Source organism: Pseudomonas sp. BNK-15, from assembly GCF_047456105.1.
In the GTDB taxonomy this organism is placed as follows: domain Bacteria; phylum Pseudomonadota; class Gammaproteobacteria; order Pseudomonadales; family Pseudomonadaceae; genus Aquipseudomonas; species Aquipseudomonas putida_E.
The window spans coordinates 198,605-209,885 of sequence record NZ_CP179898.1; the positions used below are offsets into that span (position 1 = coordinate 198,605).

The window sequence follows — 11,281 nt, forward strand, 5'->3', positions numbered from 1 at the left end:
CGCTGATGGATATCGGGATGATTCGCGGCCTGGGCACCGTCGTGGTGATGGTGGCCTTCGTGGGCCTGGCGCTGTGGGTGTTCAACCCACGGCGCAAACAGGAGTTCGACGAGGCAACCCAACTGCCGTTCGCCGATGACCCCGAGGCCAAAACGCACGTCGAGCAAGCGCAAGCAAAAGCTTCTGGGAGCAAACAACAATGACAACCTTCTGGAGTCTGTACGTCACCGTCCTGACCCTGGGCACCATCTTCGCGTTGACCTGGCTACTGCTGTCGACCCGCAAGGGCCAGCGCGAAGAGGTCACCGACGAAACCGTCGGGCATGCCTTCGATGGCATCGAGGAATACGACAACCCCCTGCCCAAATGGTGGTTCTGGCTGTTCGTCGGCACCATCATTTTCGCCCTCGGCTACCTGGTGCTGTACCCGGGCCTGGGCAACTGGAAAGGCGTGCTGCCTGGGTATTCGTACCTGGATAACGACAAGCAGACCGAGTTCACCAACGGCCAGCCCGGCTGGACCGGCGTGCACGAGTGGGAAAAGGAAATGGCCAAGGCCGATGCCCGCTTCGGGCCAATCTTCGCCAAGTATGCGGCCATGCCTATCGAAGAAGTGGCCAGGCAGCCGCAAGCGCTGAAGATGGGCGCGCGGCTGTTTGCGTCCAACTGCTCGGTGTGCCACGGCTCCGACGCCAAGGGCGCCTACGGCTTCCCCAACCTCACCGACAACGACTGGCGCTGGGGCGGCGAGCCGGAAACCATCAAGGCCAGCATCATGGGCGGCCGCCATGGCGTGATGCCGGCGTGGGCGGAGGTGATCGGCGAGCAAGGCGTGGCCGACGTGTCAGCCTTCGTGATCAGCAAGCTCGATGGTCGCAGCCTGCCTGAAGGCGCCAAGGCCGATGTCGAGAACGGGCAGAAGATCTTCGCCGCCAACTGCGTGGCGTGCCATGGCCCTGAAGGCAAGGGCACACCCGCCATGGGCGCACCGAACCTGACTCACCCGCAGGCGTTCATCTACGGTTCGAGCTTCGCCCAGTTGCAACAGACCATCCGTTATGGTCGCCAGGGGCAGATGCCGGCGCAGGAGCAGCTGCAGGGCAATGACAAAGTGCACCTGCTGGCGGCTTATGTGTACAGCCTGTCGCATCAGGAGCAGGAGCCTGAAAAGGCCGAGTGATGCCTGCACTGGCCTATCGCCGGCAAGCCGGCCCCCGCACCGCGTGGGAGCCGGCTTGCCGGCGATAGGGCCGGTAGATTCAGCGCTAGATGACCTGGATCAATTGACACCCGCCTTAACACGATTAACACCCCGAACCCAACGCGACTAAAGGTCGCAGAGCGACCCCAGCGTGCCATCAGCGGCGTATCATGGGGCGCAGCGCTAGCAGAATGCGCGAGACTGCGGCCGGCACGCACTGGCCGCGGCATTTCTCCACTGCCGTGGGACTTGATGATGAGCAAGCAAATTCCGGTACATGACGTTACCCCGCCTGCCAGCAAAGGGAAGGATTCCGTCGACCTCTACGCCTCTCGCGAGAAAATCTACACCCGCGCCTTCACCGGCCTGTTCCGCAGGTTGCGGATGGTCGGCGGGGCAGCGCTGTTCCTTTTGTACTTTGGCACTGTCTGGCTGAACTGGGGCGGCCATCAGGCCGTCTGGTGGAACCTGCCCGAGCGCAAGTTCTACATCTTCGGCACCACCATCTGGCCGCAAGACTTCATCCTGCTCTCGGGCATCCTCATCGTCGCCGCCTTTGGCCTGTTCTTCGTTACCGTGTATGCCGGCCGCGTATGGTGCGGCTACACCTGCCCGCAAAGCGTGTGGACGTGGATCTTCATGTGGTGCGAAAAGGTCACCGAAGGCGACCGTAATCAGCGCATGAAGCTTGACCGGGCCCCGATGAGCGCCAACAAGTTCCTGCGCAAGTTCACCAAGCACAGCCTGTGGCTGCTGATCGGCTTCGTCACCGGCATGACCTTCGTCGGCTACTTCTCGCCGATTCGCGAACTGGCCATCGAATTCTTCACCGGCCAGGCCGATGGCTGGGCCTACTTCTGGGTCGGCTTCTTCACCCTGGCCACCTACGGCAACGCCGGCTGGCTGCGCGAGCAAGTGTGCGTGTACATGTGCCCCTACGCACGCTTCCAGAGCGTGATGTTCGACAAGGACACCCTGATCGTCTCCTACGACCCGCGCCGCGGTGAAACCCGCGGCCCGCGCAAGAAGGACACGGACTACAAGGCCCAGGGCCTGGGCGACTGCATCGACTGCACCATGTGCGTACAGGTCTGCCCCACCGGCATCGACATACGCGACGGGCTGCAGATCGAGTGCATCGGCTGCGCCGCCTGCATCGACGCGTGCGACAGCATCATGGACAAGATGAACTACCCCAAAGGCCTGATCAGCTACACCACCGAACACAACCTGTCGGGGCAGAAGACCCACATGCTGCGCCCAAGGCTGATCGGCTACGCACTGGTGCTGCTGGTGATGATCGGCGCCCTGGCCACCGCCTTCGCCACCCGCTCGCTGGTGGGCTTCGACGTCAGCAAGGACCGCGTGCTGTACCGCGAGAACGCCCAGGGGCGGATCGAGAACGTGTACAGCCTCAAGGTCATGAACAAGGACCAGCGTGATCACGTCTACGTGCTGGACGCCGCTGGCCTGCCTGACTTGCGGCTCGAAGGCCAGCGGGAAATCCGCGTGGCCGCCGGCGATATCGTCAGCCTGCCGGTGCAGTTGTCGGTCGCCCCCGAGAAGCTGCCCTCGACCACCAACGAAATCACCTTCACCCTCAAAAGCGCCGATGACAGCGCTGCCGAGGTCGAAGCCAAGAGCCGCTTCATCGGCCCACAGATCCGCTGAGAGAGAACGCGAACCATGCCTGCCGCCACCGCCACCAGCCCTTGGTACAAGCACCTCTGGCCCTGGATCATCATCGGCATCCTCACTACCTCGGTGTGCCTGAGCCTGACCATGGTCAGCATCGCCGTGAACAACCCGGACAACCTGGTCAACGACAACTACTACGAGGCTGGCAAAGGCATCAACCGCTCGCTGGACCGTGAATTGCTGGCGCAGAACCTGGGTTTGAAGGCCAGCGTGCACCTGGACGAGCTGACGGGCGAAGTGGACCTGCGCCTGGCCGGCAGCAGCGACCCGCAGAGCCTGGAGCTGAACCTGATTTCACCTACCCAGCCAGAGAAGGACCGTAAGGTGCTGCTGAGCCGGGTCGAGGCAGGGCGCTATGTGGGGCAACTGGAAGACAAGGTGGACGGGCGCCGCTTTGTCGAGCTGCTGGGTAGCGAAAGCGGCCAGGTGTGGCGCTTGTTCGAGGAGGAAAAAGTGGCGCATGGTGTGACCTTGCAGTTGGGCGATGAAGCCATCCAGGGCGCTGAACACTTGTAGGAGCGGCCTTGCCGGGGCGCCGGACCGGTCGGAAAGGGGCGCGAAGCGGCCCCTGCAACCTATGCTGCCAAGCTGAGCAATCTATGCTGCGAAGCTCAAAATTTGGGGCCGCTTCGCGCCCCTTTCGCGACACAAGGCCGCTCCTACAGGGGAACGCGCCGGCCAGCCGATATATGTAAGGCAATGATGTGATGACCCAGCCCACCCCCTGCTACCACTGCGCCCTGCCCGTCCCCCCGGGCAGCCGCTTCACCGCCGTGGTCCTCGGCCAGCCCCGGCAGTTCTGCTGTCCCGGCTGCCAGGCAGTGGCCGAGTCGATCGTCGCCGGCGGGCTGGAACACTACTACCAGCACCGCAGCGACAATAGCGCCAACCCCGAGGCCCTGCCCAAGCAGTTGCAGGACGAACTGGCCCTGTACGACCGCAGCGACGTGCAACAGACCTTCGTCCGCCATCAGGGCGAGCTGGCCGAAACCACCCTGCTGGTCGAAGGCATCAGCTGCGCCGCCTGCGGCTGGTTGATCGAAAAGCACTTGCGCAACCTGCCCGGCGTGGCCGACGCACGTCTTAACCTGTCCAACCATCGCCTGCTGCTCAGTTGGGAAGACCAACGGCTGCCGCTCTCGCGATTGTTGGCCGAGCTGCGCCAGATCGGCTACGCCGCCCACCCCTACCAGCCAGACCAGGCCGCCGAGCAACTGGCCCGCGAAAACCGCAGCGCCCTGCGCAGGCTGGGCGTGGCCGGGCTGCTGTGGTTCCAGGCGATGATGGCGACCATGGCCACCTGGCCGGAATTCAACATCGACCTGTCGCCCGAGCTGCACACCATCCTGCGCTGGGTGGCGCTGTTTCTCACCATCCCGATCGTGTTCTACAGTTGCGCGCCCTTCTTCAAAGGGGCCGCACGCGACCTGCGCACCCGCCACCTGACCATGGACGTGTCGGTATCGCTGGCCATCGCCCTGGCCTTTGGTGCCGGGATCTGGACGGCCATCACCGGCAGTGGCGAACTGTATTTCGACACCGTGGGCATGTTCGCACTGTTTCTGCTCACCGGCCGCTACCTTGAACGCCGCGCCCGCGAGCGTACGGCAGCGGCCACCGCGCAACTGGTCAACCTGCTACCGGCCTCTTGCCTGCGCCTGGACAGCCTTGGCCGCAGCGAGCGCATCCTGCTCAGCGAACTGCAACGCGGCGACACCGTGCAGGTGTTGCCCGGCGCAGTGATCCCGGCTGACGGGCGCATTGTCGAAGGCCGCTCCAGCGTCGACGAGTCGCTGCTGACCGGTGAGTACCTGCCGCAACCGCGGCGGGCCGGCGACCGGGTCACCGGCGGCACCCTGAATGTCGAAAGCACGCTGAACGTAGAAATCGAAGCCCTTGGCCAGGAGTCGCGACTGTCGGCCATCGTCCGCCTGCTGGAGCGCGCGCAGACGGAAAAGCCACGCCTGGCGCAGATTGCCGACCGTGCATCGCAATGGTTCCTGCTGTTCACGCTGGTGGCCGCCATCGTCATAGGCCTGTGGTGGTGGCACCTGGACCCGACACGGGCGTTCTGGATTGTCCTGGCCATGCTGGTAGCCACCTGCCCATGCGCGCTCTCGCTCGCCACCCCTACTGCACTGACCGCCGCCACCGGTACGCTGCACAAGCTCGGCCTGCTGGTCACCCGCGGCCATGTACTGGAAGGCCTCAACCAGATCGACACGGTCATTTTCGACAAAACCGGCACGCTCACCGAGGGCCGCCTGACGCTGCGCAGCATTCGCCCGCTGGGCGCGGTGGCCGCCGACCGCTGCCTGGCCCTTGCCGCCGCCCTGGAAAACCGCTCCGAGCACCCCATCGCCCGCGCCTTCGGTCGCAATGCCGAGCCTGCGGAGGATGTGCAAACGGTACCTGGGCTGGGCCTGGAAGGGCTGGTCGGCGGGCAACGCCTGCGCATCGGCCAGCCCACGTTCGTTTGCGCCCTCAGCGGCGCCGAAATCCCGACTGTCCCGGAGCCCCGCGGCCAATGGCTGCTGCTGGGTGATCGCCAAGGCCCGCTGGCCTGGTTCGGCCTGGACGACCGCCTGCGCGAGGACGCCCCTGCCCTGCTGGCGGCCTGCAAGGCGCGTGGCTGGCGCACCCTGCTGCTGTCGGGCGACAGCTCGCCCATGGTCGCCGAAGTAGCCGCCCAACTGGGTATCGATCAGGCCATCGGCGGCCTGCGCCCGGACGACAAGCTGGACCGGCTCAAGGCTCTGCAGGCTTCAGGACGCAAGGTGCTGATGCTGGGTGACGGGGTCAACGATGTGCCGGTGCTGGCCGCCGCCGATATCAGCATTGCCATGGGCAGTGCCACCGACCTTGCCAAGACCAGTGCCGATGCAGTGCTGTTGAGCAACCGCCTGCAAGCGCTGGTACATGCCTTCGACCTGGCCCGCCGCACCCGCCGCAACATCCTCGAGAACCTGCTTTGGGCGACCCTGTATAATGGCCTCATGCTGCCGTTTGCCGCGCTCGGCTGGATCACCCCGGTATGGGCCGCCGTCGGCATGTCGGTCAGCTCGCTGATCGTGGTCCTCAATGCCCTGCGCCTGACCCGGCTGCCGGGCGTGGCGGCCACCGCCAGCGCCCCACAACCTGCCATTGCCTGATCAGGAGCCGCCCATGCCAGCCCTCTATGTCATGATCCCGGCCGCCCTGCTGCTCGTCGGCGTCGCCGTGTACATCTTTTTCTGGGCGGTGGACAGCGGCCAGTACGACGACCTTGAAAGCCCCGCCCACAGCATCCTGTTCGACGACCAGGACCCACGCCACCAGGCTGCCGTCAAACAAGAGCCCGCCGAGCCGCAAGACAAGGACCAACCACCCCGTGCCTGACCTGCTTCCCCTGCTCGGCTCCGCGCTGGTCCTCGGCCTGCTCGGCGGCGGCCACTGCCTGGGCATGTGCGGCGGCCTGATGGGCGCATTGACCCTGGCGATCCCGCCGGAGCAACGGGGCCGGCGCCTGCGCCTGCTGCTGGCGTACAACCTTGGGCGGGTCCTCAGCTACGCCTGCGCCGGCCTGCTGCTGGGCCTGGCCGGTTGGGCCGTGGCCAGCAGCCCTGCCGCCCTGGCACTGCGGGTGGTGGCAGCGTTGCTGCTGATCGCCATGGGCCTGTACCTGGCCGGCTGGTGGAGCGGGCTGACGCGCATCGAAGCACTGGGCAGGGGGCTTTGGCGGCATATCCAGCCAGTGGCCTCGCGCCTGTTGCCGGTCTCCAGCCTGCCCCGGGCCCTGCTGCTTGGCGCGCTGTGGGGCTGGCTGCCATGCGGGCTGGTTTACAGCACCTTGCTGTGGGCGGCCAGCCAGGGCAACGCGGGGTATAGCGCGGCGCTGATGCTGGCGTTCGGGCTGGGTACCTGGCCTGTGCTGCTGGCCACAGGGCTGGCGGCGGAGCGGGTCAACAGCCTGTTGCGGCGGCGTAGCGTGCGCATGGCAGGAGGACTGCTGGTCATCCTGTTCGGCCTGTGGACACTGCCGGGGCCGCACCAGCATTGGCTGATGGGGCACTGACAGGCGCTGCTGCGCAGCTGCCCCCTAGCTCTTGATACAAATCAACACAGATTCCTACAGACGACCATAGACTCCGGGGCACTGCTGCTCATTCCGGGGACCGCCCACATGCTCGAAGATCTACGCTGGGATGCCGACCTGATCCGCCGCTACGATCTGGCCGGCCCACGCTACACCTCCTACCCGACCGCGGTGCAACTGCACAGCGAAGTCGGCTCGTTCGACCTGCTCCACGCCCTGCGCGAAAGCCGCCGGGCCGTGCGCCCGCTGTCTGTGTACGTACACGTGCCGTTCTGCGCCAACATCTGCTACTACTGCGCCTGCAACAAGGTGATCACCAAGGACCGTGGCCGAGCCGCACCCTACCTGCAGCGCCTGGAGCAGGAAATCCAGCTGATCGCCTGCCACCTGGACCCTAAACAGCGTGTTGAACAGTTGCATCTGGGCGGCGGCACGCCGACCTTCCTCAGCCATGTGGAACTGCGCCAGCTGATGGCCACCCTGCGCCAGCACTTCAACCTGCTGGACGATGATTCCGGCGACTACGGCATCGAACTGGACCCGCGCGAGGCCGACTGGTCGACCATGGGCCTATTGCGCGAACTGGGCTTCAACCGCGTGAGCCTCGGTGTGCAGGACCTGGACCCTGCGGTGCAGCGCGCGATCAACCGCCTGCAGAGCCTGGAACAGACCCGCACCCTGATCGAGGCGGCGCGCACCTTGCAGTTCCGCTCGGTCAACCTGGACCTGATCTACGGCCTGCCCAAGCAGACCCCGGAAGGCTTCGCCCGCACCGTTGAGGAAGTGATCCGCCTGCAGCCCGACCGCCTCTCGGTCTTCAACTATGCTCACCTGCCTGAGCGCTTCATGCCGCAACGCCGTATCGACAGCAACGACCTGCCGGCCCCGGCAGCCAAGCTGGAGATGCTCCGGGCCACCATCGAGCAGCTCACCGCCGCCGGCTATCGCTACATCGGCATGGACCACTTCGCCCTGCCCGACGACGAGCTGGCCGTCGCCCAGGAAGAAGGTACCCTGCAGCGCAACTTCCAGGGCTACACCACCCACGGCCACTGCGACCTGATCGGCCTGGGGGTTTCGGCAATCAGCCAGATCGGCGACCTGTACTGCCAGAACAGCAGCGACCTCAATACCTATCAGGACGCGCTGTCCGGCTCCCAGCTGGCAACCCAGCGCGGGCTGCTGTGCAATCACGATGACCGCCTGCGACGGGCAGTGATCCAGCAACTGATCTGCCACTTCGAGCTCGACTTCGAGCCGATCGAAAGCGCCTTCACCATCGATTTTCGGGGCTATTTCAACGATCTTTGGCCAGCGCTGCTGAACATGCAAAAGGACGGCCTGATCCGCCTCGACGAAAAGGGCATCCGCATCCTGCCGGCCGGGCGCCTGCTGGCCCGCTCGGTATGCATGGTGTTCGACGCGTATCTGGCGATGCACGACCGTCAGCGATTCTCGCGGGTGATCTAGCCAAGCGAATCGTTGACCGTGTGGACAAGCCCGCTTGCCAGGCACACTATGGGCAAGAACGGACCCCCGGCATGATGCAGCTGGGGTTCGGCCAAGGCGCATCATCCTCGCGCACACTGGCCTACACCCTATGCCGTAGGTTACCCTTACGACTTATGTGTGCTTTCCCACAAGGATCGATTCAAATGTCCGAGCCAGTCAAACTGCGCGCCCACGGCCAGGCCCATTGCAAGGATTGCAGCCTGGCCCCCCTGTGCCTGCCTCTTTCGCTCAACCTGGAAGACATGGATGCACTGGATGAAATCGTCAAACGCGGACGCCCGCTGAAAAAGGGCGAGTTCCTATTCCGCCAGGGTGACAATTTCGGCTCGGTTTACGCCGTACGTTCCGGCGCCCTCAAGACGTTCAGCCTGAGCGACAGCGGCGAGGAGCAGATCACCGGCTTCCACCTGCCCAGCGAACTGGTCGGCCTGTCCGGCATGGACACTGAAGCCTACCCGGTCTCGGCCCAGGCGCAGGAAACCACCTCGGTGTGCGAAATCCCGTTCGAACGCCTCGATGAGCTGTCGGTGCAACTACCCCAGTTGCGCCGCCAGCTGATGCGGGTGATGAGCCGTGAAATCCGCGACGACCAGCAAATGATGCTGCTGCTGTCGAAAAAGACCGCCGATGAGCGCATTGCCACCTTCCTGGTCAACCTGTCGGCACGCTTTCGCGCCCGCGGCTATTCGGCCAACCAGTTCCGCCTGAGCATGTCGCGCAACGAAATCGGCAATTACCTGGGCCTGGCCGTTGAAACCGTGTCGCGGGTGTTCACCCGCTTCCAGCAGAACGGCCTGCTGCGCGCCGAGGGCAAGGAAGTGCACATCCTCGACCCGATCCAGTTGTGTGCGCTGGCCGGTGGTGCGATGGAGGCCTGAAAGCCTGCTTGAAAAAGGTATACTGGCGCATTCGTTTTTCAGGATACCTGCAACAATGCACAGCGAAGCCTTCGACCTCAAAGCCCTGATCCGCCCGGTAGTGGACTTCCCCAAGCCGGGTGTGATCTTCCGCGACATCACCCCGCTGTTCCAGTCGCCACGCGGGCTGCGTTATGTCGCCGACCAGTTCATCGAACGCTATGTCGAGGCGGAGTTCAGCCACATCGGCGCCATGGATGCCCGGGGCTTTCTGATCGGCTCGATCATCGCCCACCAGTTGAACAAGCCGCTGATCCTGTTCCGCAAGCAAGGCAAACTGCCGGCTGACGTACTATCTGAGGGGTATCAGACCGAGTACGGTGAAGCCTTCCTGGAAGTGCATGCCGACAGCCTGTGCGAAGGCGATTCGGTGCTGATCTTCGATGACCTGATCGCCACCGGCGGCACACTGCTGGCCGCAGCCAACCTGGTGCGCCGCACCGGTGCACAGGTGTTCGAGGCGGCGGCGATCATCGACCTGCCTGAGCTGGACGGTTCGCGCCGGCTGCAGGCGGCGGGTGTGCCGACCTTCTGCCTGACCGAGTTTTCGCTGAGCGAGTACTGAGTGATTCTTGGGGTGCTTTGCACCCCTTTCGCGACACAAGGCCGCCCCTACAGGGGACCGCGTACGGCCTTATGTCGCGAAAGGGCCGCACAGCGGCCCCAGCAATTCAAATCAAAGGGAAATCGGCTTACGCCCCGCAAAGGCATGTGCCAGGGTGCCGCCGTCGACCAGCTCCAGCTCGCCGCCCAGCGGCACGCCATGGGCAATCCGCGAGGCTACCAGCCCCTTCTCGGCCAGCAACTGCGCGATGTAATGTGCTGTCGCCTCCCCTTCCACAGTCGGGTTGGTGGCCAGGATCACCTCGGTAAAGCTGCCCTGCTCCTCGATCCGCGCCATCAGCTGCGGCACGCCAATAGCATCAGGCCCCAGGCCATCAAGCGGCGACAAGTGCCCCTTGAGCACGAAGTAGCGACCGCGATAGCCGGTCTGCTCCACCGCATACACATCCATCGGCCCCTCCACCACGCACAGCTGGGTATCGTCGCGGCGCGTATCAGCGCATTGCGGGCACAACTCCTGTTCGGTCAAGGTGCGGCACTGGCGGCAATGGCCAACCCCTTCCATGGCCAGGCTAAGCGCCTGGGCCAGGCGCACCCCACCACTGCGGTCGCGTTCCAGCAACTGCAGGGCCATGCGCTGGGCGGTTTTCTGGCCGACGCCCGGCAGCGTGCGCAGGGCGTCGATCAGTTGGCGGATAAGGGGGCTGAAGCTCATGGGAAAGGCCTGATAATTCTATGAGAGGCGGTTTATACCGGCGCAGCCTGACAGCGTCAAATCTCACCTATCACAAGCGGCGCTCGATCCAAAGGCCGCCAGAACATCCAGGCATGCGCCCGGCCGCATCAGCAACGACCTGTAAACAACACCACAAAAAAAGCCGCCCTGGAACCCAGCGGCGGCTTTTCAACTGCAAATGCCTTAGAACGGCATCTTGAAGCCCGGCGGCAGCTGCATGCCTGCAGTCATGCCACCCATTTTTTCCTGGCTGCTCTGCTCGACCTTGCGTACGGCATCGTTCAGTGCAGCAGCAATCAGGTCTTCGAGCACTTCCTTGTCGTCTTCTTCAGTCGACATCAGGCTTTGATCGATGCTGACGCGCTTGACGTCATGACGACCGGTCATCACCACGCTGACCAAGCCGCCACCAGACTGGCCCGTCACTTCGGCGTTGGCCAGCTCTTCCTGCATCTTGGCCATTTTTTCCTGCATCTGCTGGGCCTGCTTCATCAGGCCGGCCATGCCACCTTTCATCATGGGGGTATACCTCGATTGGGTCGTGTGATGCAGCCCGCCGCAGGCCGGCCGCATGGTTA

The 11,281-nt window shown here is 64.4% G+C and carries 12 protein-coding genes; 10 read left to right on the plus strand and 2 right to left on the minus strand.

The features are described 5' to 3' along the window. The first annotated feature begins 5 nt into the window (after positions 1–5). The 10 genes from ACMGF5_RS00730 (at position 6) to ACMGF5_RS00775 (ending at position 9,968) form a co-directional block, all read left to right on the plus strand. A complete protein-coding gene (locus ACMGF5_RS00730) occupies positions 6–203 on the plus strand; it encodes a CcoQ/FixQ family Cbb3-type cytochrome c oxidase assembly chaperone (RefSeq protein WP_012315408.1) in 198 nt (65 codons plus the stop codon). After that, entirely contained in the window at positions 200–1,180 is a 981-nt protein-coding gene (ccoP, locus tag ACMGF5_RS00735; RefSeq protein ID WP_046785293.1) for a cytochrome-c oxidase, cbb3-type subunit III, read from the plus strand. The genes ACMGF5_RS00730 and ccoP overlap by 4 nt, the downstream gene beginning before the upstream one ends. Positions 1,181–1,456: 276 nt before the next feature. Then, the gene (ccoG, locus tag ACMGF5_RS00740) at positions 1,457–2,872 is read left to right on the plus strand and encodes a cytochrome c oxidase accessory protein CcoG (RefSeq protein ID WP_046785294.1); all 1,416 of its coding nucleotides are present in this window, start codon (positions 1,457–1,459) and stop codon (positions 2,870–2,872) included. A gap of 15 nt (positions 2,873–2,887) precedes the next feature. Continuing rightward, the gene (locus ACMGF5_RS00745; protein ID WP_046785426.1) at positions 2,888–3,415 is read left to right on the plus strand and encodes a FixH family protein; all 528 of its coding nucleotides are present in this window, start codon (positions 2,888–2,890) and stop codon (positions 3,413–3,415) included. Between the two features lie 191 nt (positions 3,416–3,606). Beyond that, the gene (locus tag ACMGF5_RS00750) at positions 3,607–6,051 is read left to right on the plus strand and encodes a heavy metal translocating P-type ATPase (RefSeq protein ID WP_046785295.1); all 2,445 of its coding nucleotides are present in this window, start codon (positions 3,607–3,609) and stop codon (positions 6,049–6,051) included. Positions 6,052–6,064: 13 nt separating this feature from the next. Then, positions 6,065–6,277 (plus strand): cbb3-type cytochrome oxidase assembly protein CcoS, encoded by a 213-nt coding sequence (gene ccoS, locus ACMGF5_RS00755; RefSeq protein WP_012315413.1) that lies wholly within the window; start codon positions 6,065–6,067, stop codon positions 6,275–6,277. Beyond that, the gene (locus ACMGF5_RS00760; protein ID WP_046785297.1) at positions 6,270–6,953 is read left to right on the plus strand and encodes a sulfite exporter TauE/SafE family protein; all 684 of its coding nucleotides are present in this window, start codon (positions 6,270–6,272) and stop codon (positions 6,951–6,953) included. The genes ccoS and ACMGF5_RS00760 overlap by 8 nt, the downstream gene beginning before the upstream one ends. 108 nt (positions 6,954–7,061) lie before the next feature. Next, positions 7,062–8,444 carry an oxygen-independent coproporphyrinogen III oxidase gene (gene hemN, locus ACMGF5_RS00765; RefSeq protein ID WP_115274246.1) on the plus strand — a complete coding sequence of 461 codons (1,383 nt, stop codon included), beginning with the start codon at positions 7,062–7,064 and terminating at the stop codon, positions 8,442–8,444. A gap of 185 nt (positions 8,445–8,629) precedes the next feature. Next, positions 8,630–9,364, plus strand: coding sequence for a Crp/Fnr family transcriptional regulator FnrA (gene fnrA, locus ACMGF5_RS00770; protein WP_012315416.1), 735 nt, complete (start codon positions 8,630–8,632; stop codon positions 9,362–9,364). Between the two features lie 55 nt (positions 9,365–9,419). Continuing rightward, entirely contained in the window at positions 9,420–9,968 is a 549-nt protein-coding gene (locus tag ACMGF5_RS00775) for an adenine phosphoribosyltransferase (protein WP_003254303.1), read from the plus strand. 111 nt (positions 9,969–10,079) lie between these two features. Here the strand turns inward: ACMGF5_RS00775 and recR are convergent, their stop codons facing one another. Together recR and ACMGF5_RS00785 are read right to left on the minus strand one after the other, a co-directional pair. Further along, entirely contained in the window at positions 10,080–10,682 is a 603-nt protein-coding gene (recR, locus tag ACMGF5_RS00780; protein ID WP_012315417.1) for a recombination mediator RecR, read from the minus strand. A 204-nt stretch (positions 10,683–10,886) separates the two neighbouring features. Beyond that, a complete protein-coding gene (locus tag ACMGF5_RS00785; protein WP_012315418.1) occupies positions 10,887–11,222 on the minus strand; it encodes a YbaB/EbfC family nucleoid-associated protein in 336 nt (111 codons plus the stop codon). Positions 11,223–11,281: the final 59 nt, after the last annotated feature.

Bases quoted from the DNA above. Each gene is read 5' to 3' on its own strand.
- ACMGF5_RS00730 (WP_012315408.1), top strand. From the start codon at position 6: ATGGATATCGGGATGATTCGCGGCCTGGGCACCGTCGTGGTGATGGTG.
- ccoP (WP_046785293.1), top strand. From the start codon at position 200: ATGACAACCTTCTGGAGTCTGTACGTCACCGTCCTGACCCTGGGCACC.
- ccoG (WP_046785294.1), top strand. From the start codon at position 1,457: ATGAGCAAGCAAATTCCGGTACATGACGTTACCCCGCCTGCCAGCAAA.
- ACMGF5_RS00745 (WP_046785426.1), top strand. From the start codon at position 2,888: ATGCCTGCCGCCACCGCCACCAGCCCTTGGTACAAGCACCTCTGGCCC.
- ACMGF5_RS00750 (WP_046785295.1), top strand. From the start codon at position 3,607: ATGACCCAGCCCACCCCCTGCTACCACTGCGCCCTGCCCGTCCCCCCG.
- ccoS (WP_012315413.1), top strand. From the start codon at position 6,065: ATGCCAGCCCTCTATGTCATGATCCCGGCCGCCCTGCTGCTCGTCGGC.
- hemN (WP_115274246.1), top strand. From the start codon at position 7,062: ATGCTCGAAGATCTACGCTGGGATGCCGACCTGATCCGCCGCTACGAT.
- fnrA (WP_012315416.1), top strand. From the start codon at position 8,630: ATGTCCGAGCCAGTCAAACTGCGCGCCCACGGCCAGGCCCATTGCAAG.
- ACMGF5_RS00775 (WP_003254303.1), top strand. From the start codon at position 9,420: ATGCACAGCGAAGCCTTCGACCTCAAAGCCCTGATCCGCCCGGTAGTG.
- recR (WP_012315417.1), bottom strand. From the start codon at position 10,682: ATGAGCTTCAGCCCCCTTATCCGCCAACTGATCGACGCCCTGCGCACG.
- ACMGF5_RS00785 (WP_012315418.1), bottom strand. From the start codon at position 11,222: ATGATGAAAGGTGGCATGGCCGGCCTGATGAAGCAGGCCCAGCAGATG.